We start from the raw sequence: 16438 nt of genomic DNA, 5'->3' as shown, positions 1-16438 counted from the left end.
CCCTAGGCCTGTCCGCCCCTCGAATGCAGCAGCTCGAGCTCATCGGCACGCGACAGTCCTGCCCGGCGCGGACGGCCCACGCCGCGCTGCCGCTCGTCGGCGAGCACGTCGGCGAGCGTCGCGGCGATCGGGCGTCGTTCGGGGCCGAGCCCCAGCGCGCGAGCGTCGTCCATCTGGCCCATGCCGCGATGGCTCGGCGGAAGCCACCAGGGCAGCGATCGCTCCCCCGCCCACGGGTCCACGCCGCGGGCCGTCAGCTCGTCCGGCGAGAACTCGACCCGGTCGCCCACGTGCCCCGCGATCTGCGCCGACACGTCCAGCAGGTGCCCCACCGTCGTCGGCTCGCCGACGCCGTGGACGACCCCGGTCACACCGCGATCGGCGAGCTCGACCACCCAGTCGGCGAGGTCGCGCACGTCGATCATCTGCATCGGCTGGTCCCGGACGCCCGGCAGCACCACAGGCTCCTCGCGCGCGGCGGACATCCGGGCGACGTAGTAGCCGCCGCGGTCGGAGGGGTCTCCCGGCCCGACGATGAGACCGGCGCGCACGATGAGGGCGTCGGGTCCGACCAGCTGTTCGCACGTCACCTTGGCGCTGCCGTAGTCCGCGTCGTCGTCTCCCGCCGGCAGCAGCGGTGAGTTCTCGTCGAGCGGCACGCTCTGGTCGGCATACACCGATCCCGTCGAGATCAACGTCCAGTGCGCGGCCCGGCCGCGGAGCGCCGCGACCGCGCCCGCGACGTGCGAAGGGACCCGGGACACGTCGATGACGTGGTCCCACTCGCCGTGGAGATCGCCGTAGGCGTCGGGCTGCGTCCGGTCGGCTCGCACCCACGTCACCCCGTTGGGCACCGCACCACTCTCACCGCGGGCCAGACAGGTCACGGAGGCGCCACGGTCGAGCGCAGTCGCCGCGAGCCGACGGCCCAACCACGCTGTGCCGCCGAGGATGAGGACGCGTGGAGTCATGCCCCCGATGCAACCGCTCGGCACGGCGACACGCCAGGCGTGTTCGCTCTCGGCTCAGCCGGACGTCGGGCCCAGCGCCTGGTTCCGGACCTTGACCATGCGCTGCACGACCGTGATGAGGCTGGCGACCGCGAGCACCCACAGGGTCGCCTGCTGGAGGATCGGCAGGTCGAACAACCCCGAGAGTCCCGTCATCACGAGAATCGCGACGAGGCGGTCGGAACGCTCGGCGATGCCGCCCTTGGCGTCCATACCGAGACTCTCGGCCCGCGCGCGGGTGTAGGACGTCATCATGCCGAGCACGAGGCAGATCAGGCTCAGGCACAGGTAGAGCGGCGAATCACCCTCCCACGCGTACCAGAGCGCGATGCCACCGAAGATCGCCGCGTCGCCGAGCCGGTCGAGCGTCGAGTCGAGGAATGCTCCCCAGTTCGACGACCGGCCGAGCTTGCGGGCCATCGTGCCGTCGACGATGTCGCTGAACACGAACGCCGTGACGAACATCGTGCCCCAGAAGAACTCGCCTTGCGGGAAGAGCCACAGGGCACCGACGCACACGCCGGCCGTCCCCACGAAGGTCACCGCGTCCGGCGAGACGCCGAGCTTGATCAGCCCGTCGGCGACCGGCGACAGCAGCTTGTTCCAGAACTGACGGAAGCGTTCGAGCATTACTCCCCCTGCGCCGTCCAGGCCTCGCGCAGCAGCCCCGCGCTGTCCTCGATGAGTTGCGGGAGCGTCTTGGTGCGGCCGATCACCGTCATGAAATTGGCGTCGCCGCCCCATCGCGGCACCACATGCTGGTGCAGGTGCTGGGAGATGGAGCCGCCGGCGACGCCGCCGAGGTTGATCCCGACGTTGAAGCCGTGCGGTGCGCTCACCGCGCGGATCGTCGCGATCGCACGCTGGGTGAGCTCGGCGAGCTCGACCGTCTCCTCCGCCGACAGCGCCGTGTAGTCGGCCTCGTGCCGGTTGGGCAGCACCATGAGGTGCCCGGGATTGTAGGGGTAGAGGTTCATGGTCACGAAGGTGTGCTCCCCGCGGGCCACGATCAGTTCGCTCTGCCGTCCCCCGCCGGCCATGACGCAGAACGGGCAGGCGTCGTCGCCCGGCTCGGCCTCGTCGCCGCGGACGTAGGCCATCCGGTACGGCGCCCAGAGCCGGTCCAGACCGTCGGCCTCGACCGCCATCAGACCTGCACCCGGTCGCGGACCGCCGCCACGATCTTGGCGACCGCGTCGTCGAGCGAGACGCCGTTCTCCTGCTCGCCGCTGCGGTAGCGGAACGACACCGCTCCCGCCTCGACGTCCTTGTCGCCGGCCAGCACCATGAACGGGATCTTCTGCGTCTGGGCGTTGCGGATCTTCTTCTGCATGCGCTCGTCGGAGACGTCGACCTCGACCCGGATGCCCTCGGCGCGCAGCCGGCCGGCGAGCTCGTCGAGGTACTCCACGTGCCGCTCGGCCACCGGGATGCCGACGACCTGGACTGGCGCGAGCCACGGAGGGAAGGCGCCCGCGTAGTGCTCGACGAGCACACCCAGGAACCGCTCGATCGACCCGAACTTGGCCGAGTGGATCATGACCGGCTGCTGGCGCGAGCCGTCCGGTGCCACGTACTCGAGGTTGAACCGCTCGGGCGACGGCTGGTTGAAGTCGTACTGCACGGTGCCCATCTGCCACGTGCGGCCGATCGCGTCGCGCGCCTGCACCGAGATCTTGGGACCGTAGTACGCCGCTCCGCCCGGGTCGGGCACGAGCTCGATGCCGGTCTCCGCGGCGACGTCGGCGAGCACCTTCGTAGCCAGTTCCCAGTCCTCGTCGGACCCGATGAACTTGTCCTTGGTGTCGTCGCGCGTCGACAGCTCCAGGTAGTAGTCGTCGAGGCCGAAGTCGCGCAGCAGGCTGAGCATGAAGTTCAGCAGGTGACGCACCTCGTCGGGCGCCTGCTCGGGGGTGACGTAGGAGTGCGAGTCGTCCTGAGCGAAGCCCCGCACGCGGGTCAGGCCGTGGATGACGCCGGACTTCTCGTTGCGGTACACGTGCCCGAACTCGAAGAGCCGCAGCGGCAGTTCGCGGTACGACCGCTGGCGCGAGCGGTAGATGAGGTTGTGCATCGGGCAGTTCATCGCCTTGAGGCGGTAGTCCATGCCGTCGACGTCGAGCGCCGGGAACATGCCCTCGCCGTAGTACGGCAGGTGCCCGGAGGTGTAGAACAGCCCCTCCTTGGCGATGTGCGGAGTGCCGACGTACTCGAAGCCCTCCTCGATGTGCCGGCGGCGGACGTAGTCCTCCATCTCGCGCTTGATGACGCCACCCTTCGGGTGAAACACCGGGAGCCCCGAGCCGATCTCGTCGGGGAAGCTGAACAGGTCGAGCTCCGTGCCGAGGCGGCGGTGGTCGCGCCGCTGCGCCTCCTCCAGCCGGTGGAGGTAGTCGTCGAGCTCTTCCTTGCTCGGCCAGGCGGTGCCGTAGATGCGCTGGAGCTGCTTGTTCTTCTCGTCGCCGCGCCAGTAGGCGGCGGCCGACCGCAGCAGGGTGAACGCGGGGATGCGCTTGGTGGTGGGCAGGTGCGGACCGCGGCAGAGGTCCTTCCAGACCACCGAACCGTCGCGCTTGAGGTTGTGGTAGATGCTCAGGCCGCCGGCGCCGACCTCCACGCTCGCACCCTCGGCGGCGTCGCCAGCCGAGGACTTGAGACCGATGAGTTCGAGCTTGTACGGCTCGTCGACAAGCTCGGCGCGCGCGTCGTCGTCGCTGATCTCGCGCCGGGAGAACCGCTGGTTCTCCTTGATGATCTTCTTCATCCGCGCCTCGATCTTGGTCAGATCGTCGGGCGTGAACGGCTCCGGGACGTCGAAGTCGTAGTAGAAGCCGTCGGCGATCGGCGGACCGATGCCGAGCTTCGCCTCGGGGAAGAGTTCCTGCACGGCCTGAGCCATGACGTGGGCGGTGGAGTGGCGAAGGATGTCGAGGCCGTCCGGGGACTCGATGGCCACCGGCTCGACGGTGTCGCCCTCGGCCAGCTCGTAGGACAGATCCTTGAGTTCGCCGTTGACCCGCGCCGCGATCACCGCAGCGTCGTCGGCGAACAACTGCCAGGCCTTCGTGCCCGGCTCGACGGTCCGTGGTGCGCTCTCACCTCCCTCCGCGGCGGTCGAGCGGACGGAGACGGTCAGGTCGGACATGACGCACCTTTGGTTGTCGGGACGCGCCCTACGGCTGGCGCGTGCTGTTCGCTCCCACTGTAGTCAGCCCTCACCGCGCGCCGGTCGCGACCCGACGAGACCCCAGATTTGCGCTCACATCGTCAACCGGGGTCCGCCCAGGTCACCGAGTAGCGCGCAAACCTCGGGTCTCACGGTGGGAGAATGACCGCATGGCGCTTCACATCACCGACGATCCGGCCGCCGACGAGCTGTTGACCGAGAATCCCCTCGCACTGCTCATCGGCATGCTGCTCGACCAGCAGGTGGCGATGGAGACCGCTTTCGCCGGGCCGCTGAAGATCCGCGAGCGGGTCGGCGCGGTCGATGCGTCGACGCTCGCGTCCTACGACCCCGAGGCGCTGGAGCAGGCCTTCCGGCAGACCCCCGCCGTGCATCGCTATCCGGGTTCGATGGCCAAGCGCGTGCAGGCGCTGTGCGCCGAGATCGAGGAGCGATGGGGCGGCCGCGCCGAGGCGATCTGGTCCGAGGGCGACCCTGACGGCAAGGAGGTGCTGAAGCGTCTCAAGGCACTGCCCGGTTTCGGCGACCAGAAGGCCAGGATCTTCCTTGCTCTGCTCGGCAAGCAGTACGGCTTCGAGGGGGCCGGCTGGCGTGAGGCGGCCGGCGACTACGGCGATGACGGCTCGTTTCGCTCGGTCGCCGACATCACGAGCCCGGAGTCGCTTGCCAAGGTCCGTGAGTTCAAGAGGGCGATGAAGGCCGCCGCCAAGAATGGTTGAGACGGGGTTCGCCCCGGAGCAGCGGCGGGTGCTGCCGACGATCCTCGTCCCGGCTTTCCTCTCGCTTCTCAGCGTCTCCATCGTCAACGTCGCTCTGCCCGCCGTCGAGAGCTCGCTGGGAGCGGGAACGTCCGGCCTTCAATGGGTCGTGTCGGGTTACGCGCTCGCGTTCGGCGTCCTGCTGGTCGCCGCAGGGCGAGCGGGCGACCTCTGGGGCCGTGGAAGGCTCTTCATCCTCGGGCTCGCGATCTTCGCCGTCGGGTCGCTCGGCTCGGGCCTCGCACCGAGTATCGCCGTGCTCAACCTGGCTCGCGCCGTCATGGGGATCGGATCGGGCCTGCTGACTCCTCAGGTGAGCGGCATCATCCAACAGTTCTTCCAAGGCGAGTTGCGTGGCCGCGCCTTCGGAGCCCTCGGCTCGGCCGTCGGCGTCTCGGTCGCGATCGGTCCGGTACTCGGCGGCGTGTTCATCACCTCCCTCGGCCCCGAATGGGGATGGCGCTGGTGCTTCCTGATCAACGTGCCGATCGCCATCACGGGGATCGTGGCGGCGCGTGTCTTCCTGCCACCGTCAGCCTGGAAGGCGGCCTACACCGAGGTCGAGTCGTCGACGCCCGACTCCAGGCGACGCATCGACTTCGATCCGGTCGGCATGCTCCTGCTCGCCCTGGCCACCTTGCTCGTCATGGTGTCGTTCATGGAGGCGGGGTGGGGCTGGTGGTCCTGGGGCTTCCTGGTTCTCGGGTCGATGCTGGTCGTCGGCTGGGTGCGATGGGAGTTGAGGTATCGGCGCACCGGCCGGACGCCGATGGTGGACATGCAGCTCTTCCGCACACGGTCCTTCGCCAGCGGGGGCGATGCTCACGACGCTGTACTTCCTGGGCTACACCAGTCTCTGGCTCCTGGTCGCCCAGTACATGCAGATCGGTCTCGGCCATGACGCGCTCACGGCCGGGATGATCGGCCTGCCCGCGGCCTTCGCCGGCGCGATCACCGCTCCCATCGCCGGCCGGTACGTGGTCCGGGTCGGACGGGTGATCGTGCTGTGGGGACTCGGCGTCGGAATGCTCGGCCTGCTGCTCAGCGCGGGGGTGGTGCTCCTGCACGGACGCAGCGGCGTGACCGAATGGTGGCTGCTGGGCACGTTGATGCTCACCGGCGTCGGCCAAGGTCTGGTCGTCTCACCCAATCAGACGCTCAGTCTCGCCGAGGTGCCGCTCAGATATGCAGGGAGCGCCGGTGGGGTGCTGCAGACCGGCCAGCGCATCGGCACGTCGGTCGGCATCGCGGTGATCACGACCATCGCCTTCGGCGTGGCCACAACCTCGGGATGGGACGTGGCGCTCGCGGTCGGTTTCGGCGCGATCATCGTGGTGGCCGCAGTTGCGATGCTCGTCGGGGCCTACGATCTCGCTGCGAGCCGCCGCGACCGCATCGAGCGGCGTGGCGACCCTAGCTCCACGCCCGGATGATGAGGCTGATCGCCACGGCGACTCCGTAGGCTCGGGGCATGGCGACTCCCGAATTCGTCCTGGCACTGCGCGAGAAGGTCGGGACCAGCCCGCTGTGGTTGTGCGGCGTGACCGCCGTCGTGATCAAGGACGGCGACGTCCTGCTCGTGCGGCGGGCGGACAACGGCGCGTGGACGCCAGTCACCGGCCTCGTCGATCCCGGCGAGCATCCCGCGGTCGCGGCCGCGCGCGAGGTGCTCGAGGAAGCAGCCGTCGCGGCCGACTGCACGCGACTGGCGCGGGTGGGCGTGACCGAGATGGTCACGTACGACAACGGCGACCAGACCCAGTACGTCGACCTCACCTTCCGGCTCGAGTGGCGCTCCGGCGACCCTCACCCGGCCGACGGCGAGAACACCGAGGCGCGGTGGTTCTCCCCCGACGCGCTTCCGGCGATGAGCGACGACATGGCCGCGCGCATCGCAGCGGCCCTTCCCCAGCGTGGCGAGACGCTGTTCTGAGCGAGAGGATCGAAGGGTGCTGGACCTCGACCTTCCCCTGATCGCGGCACCGATGGCCGGCGGACCGTCGACGCCCGAACTCGTCGCCGCCGTCACCCGCACCGGCGCCGGTGGTTTCCTCGCGGCCGGATATCTCGCCCCTGAGGCGGTCGCCGCTCAGCTACGGCGCACCGCGGAACTCACTCACGGCCGTCCGTTCGGCGTCAACCTCTTCGTCGTGGAGGAGACGCCCGTCGACGAGGCGGAGCTCCAGCGGTTCTCCGCCGCCCTCGAGCCGTATGCGCGCGAGGTGGGTGCGGAGCTCGCCGAGCCGACATTCGACGATGACGCCTTCGCCGCGAAACTCGACATCGTGCTCGCGGAGCGGCCGGCCTGGGTGTCGTTCACGTTCGGCTGCCCGGACGCTGAGGTCTTCACCGCGCTTGCGGACCGGGGCATCGTGTCCGCCCAGACCGTGACCGACTCCGACGAGGCCCGGATCGCCGCCGAGCGGGGCGCGGATGTGCTGGTCGTCCAGGGCCCGGAAGCCGGCGGACACCGCGGAACGCTCCGTGCGGACGTCTGGCCGACGGACACTCCCCTCGTCGAGCTGTTGCAGGATATCGCCGACATCGGGGTGCCGATGGTGGCCGCGGGTGGCATCGCGACGCGCGCCGACGTGCGTCGCGTCCTCGACCACGGTGCGCGTGCCGCGCAGATCGGTACAGCCCTGCTGCTCGCGGACGAGGCGGGGACCAACCCCACGCATCGCGCCGCGCTGCGCAGCGAGGAGTTCGCGACCACCGTGGTGACCAGGGCGTTCACCGGTCGGCCCGCCCGCGGGCTGGCCAACACCGTCGCACGCCTCGAAGCGCCGGCCGCGTATCCCCACGTGCACACCATGACGAGCGCCTTCCGCAAGGCGGCTGCGGCTCAGGGGCGTGCGGACCTGACCCATCTGTGGGCCGGCCTCCGGTATCGGGAGGCGCAACCCGGGCCCGCGGCCGGCATCATCACGGCACTGGTGCCCTGAACAGCTGAGGGTGCGTCAGGTAGGCCATGCGGGCTCCTGCCAGGCCGGATGCGGCGCACAGGAGCACGAGCGGCATCACCACGTGACCGGTGTAGTACGAGCTGCCCTCATCGCGCACCATCCACAGCGGTGCCACTGCACCGACGATGCCGATCAGTGCGGCGAGCATCAGAAGCAGGGGCTGCCGCACCGGCGCAGTCGCCCAACGGTCGACCAGCAGTGCCGCCACCCACACCACCACCGGAGCCGACCACCCCAACCAGGTCGTGACCAGCACCAGGGCGCCAGCACTCGTGGACTGCCACGGCAGCATCGCAAGCCCGCTAGCGAGGACAGCGGTCGCGTACCACATGGCGGCGACCGCGCAGCACGATCCGACAGTCGCCAGCGTGCGCCACGAACTCAGCGCCTGCCTCACCACTGATGCCATGACGACCGAGCCTAGAGGGCTCCGGACACCCGGTGTGTCACATCATCCGAATCGGGCACGTCTTCTGTACCCATCCCTGAGTTTCGACGAAGGAGAACGGCGGGACATCCACAGAGACCGTCCCGATCCCGACGAGGACGGGCGCACCACCCGCGATCGCCACCTCGAGGCGCGTGACACCTTCGGCGGCATGAGCTGGGGAGCGTGCTTCTTCGGATGGCTCGTGTCGATGGGACTTGCCGTCCTGCTGACGAGCATCGTCGGAGCGATCCTCAGCGCGGTCGGCTCCAACGTGCGCATCACCCAGAACGACGCGGAGCGCGAGGCCGGCACGATCGGCATCGCGACCGCGGTCATCTTGCTGCTGGTCTTGGCGATCGGCTACTACGCCGGAGGGTACGTCGCCGGCCGCATGTCGCGCTTCGACGGCGGGCGTCAAGGCGTCGGCGTGTGGCTGATCGGGCTCATCGTCGCTCTCGTGGCGATCGGGCTCGGCTTCCTGTTCGGCTCGCAGTACAACATCCTCGACCGCGTCAGCCTTCCCACCCTTCCCATCAGCGGCGACGCGATCGGATGGGGTGCGGCGATCACGGCGCTGGCGATCCTCGCCTTGACGCTGCTCGCTGCCGTGCTCGGCGGAAAGGTCGGTCAGCGGTACCACCGCAAGGTCGATCGGGCGGTCGGGTACTGACGAGGCGAACCCGGGGCCCTCCCCGTCAGAGTGAGAGCCGACCGGAGGTGAGGCCGATCAACCCGAGGACGGCCCCGACGACGATGACCGCGTGAAGACGCGCTGGCGGCGCTCACGTCGGCCCCGAACGTAGAGCAACACACCGGGGGCATAGATGATGCAGGTCACCAGCAGGTAGGCCAGCCCGGCGACCGCGATGAGCACGGTCGTGTAGAGCATCGCGAGGACGCCGACGACGAGTTCGGATCTCCGCCCTCGCGGTCGGTCGCCGGGTTGGGGAGCAAGGCTGATCTTGACCGCGTACGCCGCGGCGAGCAGGTACGGAATCAAGGCCAGGCTCGTGCAGAGCTCGAGCATGACGTTGAGCGCATCGTCAGCGAGGAGGGTCGCGAGCAGCAGGAGTTGGACGAATCCGCTCGCGAACCACAGCGCCGCCGTCGGTGTGCCGTTGCGCTCCGCCGCCAGGAAACGCGGCATGTCCCCGCTGCGGGCGGGGATGAAGAGGACCTCGGCTGCCATCAGGGTCCAGGCGAGGTACGCGCCGAGGACGGCCACGATGACTCCCACGCTGATCAGAGCCTCGCCCCACGGGCCCACCACGACCTCCAGCACGCCGGCCATCGACGGCTGTGGGGTCGAGGCGAGGTCGCGCTGCGGAAGCACGCCGTAGCTCGTCAAGGTCACCAGCGCGAAGAGGGCGAGGACGCTGAGGAACCCGACGACCGTCGCGCGTCCGACGTCCTCGCGCCGACGAGCGAACCGCGAGTACATGCTCGCGCCCTCGATCCCGAGGAAGACGAACGTCGTGACGATCATGGTGTCACCGACCTGCCGAGCGACGTCGCCGATGTCTCCACGCTCGCCGCCCCAGAAGTTCGCGGTGAACGCCTGGACGTCGAAGGCGAACACCAGCAGCACCACGAACATGACGATCGGGATCACCTTGGCGATCGTCACGATGCGGTTGAGCGCCGCGGCCTCACGCACCCCTCGCAGCACGAGGATGCAGAACGTCCACACCGCCAACGAGGCGGCCCCGACCGCCAGCGCAGTGTCGCCTTCGCCCAACGCGGGAAAGACGGCGCTCAGCGTGGTCATGATGAAGACCCAGTAGAAGGCGTTGCCCGCGCAGACCGACGCCCAGTAGCCGAAGGCCGCATTGAAACCCACGTAGTCGCCGAATCCGGCCTTCGCGTACGCGAAGATGCCGGCGTCGAGCTCAGGGCGCCTGACGGCCAGGTTCTGGAACACGTACGCGAGCATGAGGATCCCGAAGCCCGCGATCGACCATCCGATGACGGTTCCCACCACGCCGGTGGCTTCGCCGAACCGCGCAGGCAGGGAGAACACACCGGCACCGATCATGGAGCCCACGACCATGGCCGTCAGCGTGGGCAGGCTCAGCCCGCGGGTCGCCTGCTCGTCGGTCGCACTCATGGCCGCCTCTGGTCGCTTCTCGACACTGTAGATCCCCAGACGCCGGGGCGTGCTGCGGAAGCGGCACCGCGGGGCCGACCGTAACGCGAACATCCCCGCTCGGAGCCGGCGGGGATGTCAGGGTGGGCGATACTGGGTTCGAACCAGTGACCTCTTCGGTGTGAACGAAGCGCGCTACCACTGCGCCAATCGCCCCTGAGTGCGTTGGACACTTTAGCGCACGCCCCCAGCCTCGTTCCACAGCACCTCCCCCGCCTCGGTTTTCCCACCGACGCACGTCCGTTTCACCGGAGAGCTCCGCTCGCTCGGGGAGAGCCTCGGCGCCCGCCGCAAGGCGGGCGAGCGGAATCGCTCAGTGCTCGAGGCGCAGGCCCTCCGTCACCGGCGCGGTCAGTTCGACCCGCTCCCCGTAACGATCCGGATAACTCATGTCGACGAGCTGCACCGTCACATGGGCCGGGCTGGCCTCGACCAGCTCTGCTCGCATCCAGACATCGTCACGCTTCAGAGCCCACCGCTCCGCGAGATACGACAACCCCTTGCCGACGAGGGCGTCCTCGGCATCCTCGCGCGACCTGTGCTCGCTCAGCGGGTAGCCGAACACGGTCGCGGCGATCCATCCCCCGTCGCTCTCGGTCACGAAGCCGACGAGCTCACCGTCCTCACGGTGCACGGGCGCGGGTTGAGTCATGGGCGCCACTGTAGGGGTCTCGATTCTCACGGGTCGACATACTTCGCGGCTTCGCGCGCCCAGATCTCCTGAGCCCGTCGCGTCAACGGACCCGGCGCCGGCACCTCCCGGTCGTCGACCCGCGCGATGGCCTGCACGTCGCGCGTCGTCCCCAGCAGGATCACCTCGTCGGCGTCCTGGAGCACCTCCAACGGAGCGTCCCGCTCTACGACCTCGAGTTCGTCCGACAGCCATTCCAGCGCCAACGCACGTGTCACGCCCGCAAGGCAGCCCGATTCGAGCGTCGGCGTCACGAGCTGTCCGCCGAGCGCGTACATGATGTTCGAACCGGTGCCCTCGCAAAGGTCACCCCTGGTGTTGGCCATGACGGCTTCAGAGGCCCCCCGCGACCGCGCGTATTCGATCATCAGCGCGTTCTCCGCGTAACTGGTCGTCTTGAGACCCGCGAGGGCTCCGCGCTCGTTGCGGACCCACGGAACCGTCACGATCTCGGCGACATCCCCAGGACGCTCAGCGGGCTCCGTGACAATAATCACCGTCATCGGCCCCTCGCCCCGAGGCGACCCGAGCGGCCCTTCGCCCGACGTCACGGTGATGCGCACCTTGCCGAAGGGCAGATTCTGCCCGTCGATCGTGGCCCCGACCCCCGCGCGGATGGCGTCGATGTCCGGCCTCCCGATCCCGAGCCCTTCGGCGGAGCGCACGAGCCGATCGAGGTGACGGGTGAGTGCGAACGGCTGACCTTGCGAGACGGCCACCGTCTCGAACACCCCATCACCCACGACGATCCCGTGATCCAGCACATTCAGCGCGAGATCCCGGGGAGAATCGAGCACCTGTCCGTTCACCCAAGCTTTCATGTCTCGACCCTATGCCGACCCCCTGTTGGACGCCTTGGGAGGACCGTGTAATGTTCTGTGACGCCTGCTGATTGAGGCAGCGCGGATGTGGCTCAGTGGTAGAGCATCACCTTGCCAAGGTGAGGGTCGCGGGTTCGAATCCCGTCATCCGCTCGGAGCGGGTCTCGCCGGACCCATCCAGTGGTGGGTTGGCCGAGAGGCGAGGCAACGGACTGCAAATCCGTTTACACGGGTTCAAATCCCGTACCCACCTCGAACACAACTCAACACCACGGGCGATTGGCGCAGCGGTAGCGCGCTTCCCTGACACGGAAGAGGTCACTGGTTCAAACCCAGTATCGCCCACCCAAGAGAACCCCTGGCTCTGCCAGGGGTTCTCGCTTTTCCTCTCCTCTCCCCCGATGTCGGCCCACCTGCCGACTGCGTCGTCGCTCGACCAGATGAACTCGAGCGATCGCGCCGCCGTGCCTCCGGAGTCCCTCGCCGCCGACGCGCTGGCTCGTCGCCCCCTCGGCAGGTCGCCGCAGGTAACTACGTGGCTACCTCGAGCGCACCTCTTCTACGCGTCCTCATCGGGGTCGGCGTATCCGTACCTCGTCGGGTTGCCCAGGATGGTGTCCACGGTCGTTGCTGCGGCAACCTCGTTCATCGCGACCTGCTGCAGAAGTTCGATCGCGCGTTCCCTGACGCCCTCGTTGATCGCGGAATCGAACTGGTCGAGCAAGCCCGCCGCAGAAAGCCGCTCGTTGACCGTCATTCCGCCGAAGCTCGGACCTTGTCCACTCACGTCATCACCGTAACCGGGCCGAGTCCACAAGGTTGATCCACGCCAGGGACGCACAACGTGAAGGCGGAGCTCGATCAGGAACGGGCGATCACCTCACGGTTCACGTCGGAGCGACAACGGCCAGCGCGATGCAGTGAGCGAGGATGCCGTCCCCTGGGCTGAGACGTCAGCGGCGACATGTGGCCGTGCAGGCGGCTTCCTCGTGGCAGGCACCGCATGAGGAAGCGCTCAAGTTCAATAAGCCGCCTTCGCGCCGCCGCCCGCGCGGGAACGCCGCACAGGGCGCGCTAGACCCTCAGAGTTCGAGGACGAGCTTGCCGGTGGCTTGCGCCCGGTCGAGCGTCAGGAGTGCGTCGGACGCGCGCTCCAGCCCGAAGCTCTCGCCGAGGACCGGCTTGAGCGCACCGGAGGCGAGGTGCTCCTCCATCGCCTCCCACTGGCGCTTGATGAGACCGGGACGCTTCATCGCGTAGGCGCCCCACCCGACGCCCACGGCCGAGACGTTGTTCAGCAGAAGCCGGTTGGCCGCGATCTTGGGGATCTCGCCCGCGGTGAAGCCGATGACGAGGATGCGCCCGTCGTCGACGAGGCAGCGCAGCGAGTCGGTGAACCGGTCACCGCCGGGCGGGTTGCCGACGGGGTCGACCACGATGTCGACACCTCCCGCGGCCTTGACCTCGTCCTTGAATCCCTCCGACAGCACGTACTCGTCGGCCCCGGCCGCCACCGCGATCTCGCCCTTCTCCTTCGTGGAGGTCACGGCGATGACCCGGCCGGCGCCGAAGGCCTTGGCGACCTGGATCGAGGCCGTCCCCACACCACCGGAGGCGCCGTGCACCAGCACGCGCTCACCCGGCTGCATCGCGCCGCGCTGGACGAGCCCGAAGTACGCGGTGCCGTAGTTGAACATGAAGGACGCGCCCTCGGCGAACGAGACCGAGTCGGGGAGCGGGAAGGTCAGGAGCGTGTCGGCGACCACGTACTCCGCGAAACCGCCCAACATCGGGAGCGCGGCGACGCGGTCGCCCGCGGCGAAGCCGGAGTCGGCAGGAGCCTCGACCACGACGCCGGCGACCTCTGCGCCGGGCACGAAGGGCAGCGGCGGCTGGATCTGGTACTTGCCGCGGCTCTGCAGCAGTTCGGGGAACGCGACGCCGGCGGCCTTGACCTCGATGAGGACCTGGTCGTCGCCGCGGCTCGGGGCGGGAACGTCGACGAGTTCGACGGCTTCGGGACCGTCCGTGGATGTGATCTGGATCGCTCGCATGCCCGCAGCGTAGCCGATGTCTAAGCGCTTGCTTAGCCTCTCGGTCGTGTTTGAGCGGGGCGGGAGGCGGGAACGCCCTTGTCGAAGAGGAGGAACCATGACGACGACACCCCTCGGTCCCGATACCGATCCGATCGATCCGACCGCCCCGGTCGACCCCGATCCCGAACCCGACATGGATCCCGACGAACCACCGGAGGTTCCCGTGGAGCCCAGCCGCACGAACACGGCCGACTGAGCGCTCCGGGCGCCGCGGCTCCCCTACGATCGAGCCATGTCTCTGGAGACCGCACGCGCCCACCTGCAGGCCTTCGGCCGCGGCGACGACATCGTGGTGACGGCGCAGTCGAGCGCAACCGTGGAGCTGGCGGCCGCCGCTCTCGGCGTGGAGCCTGAACGCATCGCCAAGACGCTGAGCTTCCGCGCCGCTGAACCCGACGCCGCCATCCTCGTCGTCCTCGCCGGTGACGCACGGCTCGACAACGCCGCCTTCAAGCGCACCTTCGGCGTCAAGGCCTCGATGCTGAAGGGCGACGACGTCGAGCGGCTCACCGGGCACGCCCCCGGCGGAGTGTGCCCGTTCGCCAACCCGCCGGCCGCCGCGGTCTATCTCGACACATCGCTGCAGCGCTTCTCGAGCGTGTTCCCGGCGTGCGGGAGCGCCAACTCCGCGATCGAGGTGACGTGCGACGAGCTCGAGAAACTCGCCGGCACGTCGGACTGGGTGACCGTCTCGAAGCTGCCGGAATGATCCCTATGATCGGGGCATGCCCGTCGCCTTGATCACTGGCGCAGCCCGCGCCGACAGCATCGCCGCCGGCATCGTTCCCCGGCTGCACGCCGACGGCTGGGACGTGGCGACGAGCGACCTCGAGGGCGGCGATTACCCGTTCGACCTCTCGCGGGCGGATGCTCCCGGGCGCCTGATCGAGGCGGTGCAGCGCGACCGCGGCCGGATCTCCGCCCTGGTCCTCAGCCACGCTCATGACGTCGAGGCGGGGTCCTCGACACGACCGCCGAGAGCTTCGACCGGCACGTCGCGGTGAATGCGCGCGCGAGCCTGTTGCTGATCGCTGCGTTCGCCCGCCAGATCCCCGACGACGGTGGGTCGATCGTCGCGTTGACGAGCGATCACACGACCGGGAACCTCGCCTACGGCGCTTCCAAGGGCGCCCTCGACCGCATCGTCATCTCGGCGGCGCGCGAGCTGGGGCCACGGGGCATCTCGGCGAACGCGCTGAACCCCGGACCGGTCGACACCGGGTGGATGGACGACGAGTTGCGCGGCGCCCTCGTCCCCCACCATCCGCTCGGACGCCTGGGCACGCCCTCGGACATCGCCGGCGTGGTGGCTTTTCTGCTGTCGTCGGAAGGCCGCTGGGTGTCCGGCCAGCTGCTGCACGCCGACGGCGGCTTCTCGGCGCGCTTCTGACCGCCGGTCAGACCGTCGAGGGGTCGACCGGCTCGTCGAGGTCGCGGGCCAGCAGGATGCCGTCCGCGGAGGCGTTCAGGGCGGCGCCGATCAGCACCGAGATCGACAGCATGTACAGCCACAGCAGCAGCGCGATCGGCGCGGCGAGCGGACCGAAGATCGACATGCCGCCGGAGGAGAAGTCGAGCGCCCACCGCACGATCCAACTGCCCACGATCCACAGCACCACGGTGAACGCGGCGCCGGGAAGCGCCACACGCCACGGCTTCCGTGCCGGGACCGAGAGGTGGTAGAGCGTGGCGAGGAAACCCGTGGAGACCACGAGGACCCCCGGCCAGTAGAAGGCGCTGAGCCAGTTCAGGTCGTCAGGGATCCACTGCGCGATGACGACGGGACCGATCAGCACCAGCGGCACCAGCACGATGCCGACGAGCAACGCGACGACGTAGAGGCTGAACGACAGCACCCGCGTGCGGATGATGCCGCGCTCGCCGCCGAGTCCGTACATGATCGAGATCGTGTCGATGAAGACGTTGAGCGCCCGCGATCCGGACCAGAGCGCGAGGACGAAACCGATCGAGATCACGTCGATCCGGCCTCCGCGCAAGACCTCGTCGACGGTCGGGACGATGATCGCGTCGACCGTCGCATCGTTGAGCGCCTGGGAGCTGAAGTCGATGATCCGCTGGCGGAACAGGTCGAGCTGGGCCACGTCGTAGTGGCTCGCGATGTACCCGATCGAGCCGGCGAGGCCGAAGATCAGCGGCGGCAGCGACAGGATCGCGAAGAAGGCCGCCTCCGCGGCCAGCCCGGTCACCCGGTAGCGCAGACACGCCCCGAACGTACGCGCGACCACCCGCTTGAGGTCGTCCACCGTGCTGCGGTGTCCGACCGAGTCGCTGGTCGCCATGGGGCACACGGTAGCCGTCCCGAGCGTGGCGTG

At 68.9% G+C, this 16438-nt stretch carries 21 protein-coding genes and 4 tRNA genes; 13 read left to right on the top strand and 12 right to left on the bottom strand.

Features of this window, described 5'->3' with window-relative positions:
• Window positions 1–2: 2 nt before the first annotated feature.
• From EHW97_RS09750 to thrS, 4 genes are read right to left on the bottom strand one after another with little or no spacing between them, the layout of a single operon-like run.
• Window positions 3–971 carry an NAD-dependent epimerase/dehydratase family protein gene (locus EHW97_RS09750; protein ID WP_124236981.1) on the bottom strand — a complete coding sequence of 323 codons (969 nt, stop codon included), beginning with the start codon at window positions 969–971 and terminating at the stop codon, window positions 3–5.
• 54 nt (window positions 972–1025) lie between these two features.
• Window positions 1026–1640 (bottom strand): phosphatidylinositol phosphate synthase, encoded by a 615-nt coding sequence (gene pgsA / locus EHW97_RS09745; RefSeq protein ID WP_124236980.1) that lies wholly within the window; start codon window positions 1638–1640, stop codon window positions 1026–1028.
• On the bottom strand, window positions 1640–2158 hold the full coding sequence (locus tag EHW97_RS09740) for an HIT family protein (protein ID WP_124236979.1): 519 nt from the start codon (window positions 2156–2158) through the stop codon (window positions 1640–1642). Before EHW97_RS09740 ends, pgsA begins: the two co-directional genes overlap by 1 nt.
• The gene (gene thrS, locus EHW97_RS09735; protein ID WP_124236978.1) at window positions 2158–4155 is read right to left on the bottom strand and encodes a threonine--tRNA ligase; all 1998 of its coding nucleotides are present in this window, start codon (window positions 4153–4155) and stop codon (window positions 2158–2160) included. The genes EHW97_RS09740 and thrS overlap by 1 nt, the downstream gene beginning before the upstream one ends.
• A gap of 191 nt (window positions 4156–4346) precedes the next feature.
• Here thrS and EHW97_RS09730 point away from each other — a divergent pair, with 191 nt between their 5' ends.
• Genes EHW97_RS09730 through EHW97_RS09715 form a run of 5 tightly spaced genes read left to right on the top strand, consistent with a single transcriptional unit; the run spans window position 4347 to window position 7900 of the window.
• Window positions 4347–4916, top strand: coding sequence for an HhH-GPD-type base excision DNA repair protein (locus tag EHW97_RS09730; protein ID WP_124236977.1), 570 nt, complete (start codon window positions 4347–4349; stop codon window positions 4914–4916).
• The gene (locus EHW97_RS15550; RefSeq protein ID WP_208001978.1) at window positions 4909–5856 is read left to right on the top strand and encodes an MFS transporter; all 948 of its coding nucleotides are present in this window, start codon (window positions 4909–4911) and stop codon (window positions 5854–5856) included. The genes EHW97_RS09730 and EHW97_RS15550 overlap by 8 nt, the downstream gene beginning before the upstream one ends.
• Complete coding sequence (locus tag EHW97_RS15545) at window positions 5774–6388, top strand: MFS transporter (RefSeq protein ID WP_208001977.1); 615 nt, start codon at window positions 5774–5776, stop codon at window positions 6386–6388. The genes EHW97_RS15550 and EHW97_RS15545 overlap by 83 nt, the downstream gene beginning before the upstream one ends.
• A gap of 38 nt (window positions 6389–6426) precedes the next feature.
• A complete protein-coding gene (locus tag EHW97_RS09720) occupies window positions 6427–6888 on the top strand; it encodes an NUDIX hydrolase (RefSeq protein ID WP_124236976.1) in 462 nt (153 codons plus the stop codon).
• A 16-nt stretch (window positions 6889–6904) separates the two neighbouring features.
• Window positions 6905–7900, top strand: a complete 996-nt coding sequence (locus tag EHW97_RS09715) for an NAD(P)H-dependent flavin oxidoreductase (RefSeq protein ID WP_243696381.1) — start codon at window positions 6905–6907, stop codon at window positions 7898–7900.
• Here EHW97_RS09715 and EHW97_RS09710 read toward each other — a convergent pair.
• Entirely contained in the window at window positions 7881–8330 is a 450-nt protein-coding gene (locus EHW97_RS09710; protein WP_124236975.1) for a hypothetical protein, read from the bottom strand. The genes EHW97_RS09715 and EHW97_RS09710 overlap by 20 nt on opposite strands.
• 190 nt (window positions 8331–8520) lie before the next feature.
• Between EHW97_RS09710 and EHW97_RS09705 the strand changes: the two genes are divergently transcribed.
• Window positions 8521–9021 carry a hypothetical protein gene (locus EHW97_RS09705; protein WP_124236974.1) on the top strand — a complete coding sequence of 167 codons (501 nt, stop codon included), beginning with the start codon at window positions 8521–8523 and terminating at the stop codon, window positions 9019–9021.
• A 57-nt stretch (window positions 9022–9078) separates the two neighbouring features.
• Here the strand turns inward: EHW97_RS09705 and EHW97_RS09700 are convergent, their stop codons facing one another.
• From EHW97_RS09700 to EHW97_RS09685, 4 genes are all read right to left on the bottom strand, one after another.
• The gene (locus EHW97_RS09700) at window positions 9079–10458 is read right to left on the bottom strand and encodes a basic amino acid/polyamine antiporter (protein ID WP_208001976.1); all 1380 of its coding nucleotides are present in this window, start codon (window positions 10456–10458) and stop codon (window positions 9079–9081) included.
• Window positions 10459–10581: 123 nt separating this feature from the next.
• Window positions 10582–10653 (bottom strand) — tRNA-Val (locus EHW97_RS09695).
• A gap of 157 nt (window positions 10654–10810) precedes the next feature.
• Window positions 10811–11149 carry a hypothetical protein gene (locus tag EHW97_RS09690; RefSeq protein WP_124236973.1) on the bottom strand — a complete coding sequence of 113 codons (339 nt, stop codon included), beginning with the start codon at window positions 11147–11149 and terminating at the stop codon, window positions 10811–10813.
• Window positions 11150–11175: 26 nt separating this feature from the next.
• Window positions 11176–12009, bottom strand: a complete 834-nt coding sequence (locus EHW97_RS09685) for an aminotransferase class IV (RefSeq protein WP_124236972.1) — start codon at window positions 12007–12009, stop codon at window positions 11176–11178.
• A gap of 81 nt (window positions 12010–12090) precedes the next feature.
• On the opposite strand from EHW97_RS09685, the gene EHW97_RS09680 reads away from it, so the two are divergent.
• From EHW97_RS09680 to EHW97_RS09670, 3 genes are all read left to right on the top strand, one after another.
• Window positions 12091–12162 (top strand) — tRNA-Gly (locus tag EHW97_RS09680).
• A 29-nt stretch (window positions 12163–12191) separates the two neighbouring features.
• Window positions 12192–12262, top strand: a tRNA-Cys gene (locus tag EHW97_RS09675).
• A 20-nt stretch (window positions 12263–12282) separates the two neighbouring features.
• Window positions 12283–12354, top strand: a tRNA-Val gene (locus EHW97_RS09670).
• Window positions 12355–12568: 214 nt separating this feature from the next.
• On the opposite strand, the gene EHW97_RS09665 is transcribed toward EHW97_RS09670, so the two are convergent.
• Together EHW97_RS09665 and EHW97_RS09660 are read right to left on the bottom strand one after the other, a co-directional pair.
• Window positions 12569–12796 (bottom strand): hypothetical protein, encoded by a 228-nt coding sequence (locus tag EHW97_RS09665; protein WP_124236971.1) that lies wholly within the window; start codon window positions 12794–12796, stop codon window positions 12569–12571.
• A 295-nt stretch (window positions 12797–13091) separates the two neighbouring features.
• Window positions 13092–14063, bottom strand: coding sequence for an NADPH:quinone oxidoreductase family protein (locus EHW97_RS09660; RefSeq protein WP_124236970.1), 972 nt, complete (start codon window positions 14061–14063; stop codon window positions 13092–13094).
• A gap of 97 nt (window positions 14064–14160) precedes the next feature.
• Between EHW97_RS09660 and EHW97_RS15330 the strand changes: the two genes are divergently transcribed.
• Genes EHW97_RS15330 through EHW97_RS15750 form a run of 4 tightly spaced genes read left to right on the top strand, consistent with a single transcriptional unit; the run spans window position 14161 to window position 15495 of the window.
• Window positions 14161–14301: a hypothetical protein gene (locus EHW97_RS15330; protein WP_166367467.1), complete on the top strand. Its 141-nt coding sequence runs from the start codon at window positions 14161–14163 to the stop codon at window positions 14299–14301.
• Between the two features lie 36 nt (window positions 14302–14337).
• Window positions 14338–14814 (top strand): YbaK/EbsC family protein, encoded by a 477-nt coding sequence (locus EHW97_RS09655; RefSeq protein ID WP_124236969.1) that lies wholly within the window; start codon window positions 14338–14340, stop codon window positions 14812–14814.
• A gap of 16 nt (window positions 14815–14830) precedes the next feature.
• Window positions 14831–15109 carry a hypothetical protein gene (locus tag EHW97_RS15755; protein ID WP_243696380.1) on the top strand — a complete coding sequence of 93 codons (279 nt, stop codon included), beginning with the start codon at window positions 14831–14833 and terminating at the stop codon, window positions 15107–15109.
• On the top strand, window positions 15106–15495 hold the full coding sequence (locus EHW97_RS15750) for an SDR family oxidoreductase (RefSeq protein ID WP_243696379.1): 390 nt from the start codon (window positions 15106–15108) through the stop codon (window positions 15493–15495). The genes EHW97_RS15755 and EHW97_RS15750 overlap by 4 nt, the downstream gene beginning before the upstream one ends.
• A gap of 7 nt (window positions 15496–15502) precedes the next feature.
• Here the strand turns inward: EHW97_RS15750 and EHW97_RS09645 are convergent, their stop codons facing one another.
• Window positions 15503–16405 carry a YihY/virulence factor BrkB family protein gene (locus tag EHW97_RS09645; protein WP_124236968.1) on the bottom strand — a complete coding sequence of 301 codons (903 nt, stop codon included), beginning with the start codon at window positions 16403–16405 and terminating at the stop codon, window positions 15503–15505.
• Window positions 16406–16438 lie beyond the last annotated feature (33 nt).

The organism is Aeromicrobium camelliae (assembly GCF_003850045.1).
Lineage (GTDB): Bacteria > Actinomycetota > Actinomycetes > Propionibacteriales > Nocardioidaceae > Aeromicrobium > Aeromicrobium camelliae.
Note: the sequence above shows the minus strand (reverse complement) of the source record. Positions and strands in the feature narration are given on the sequence as shown.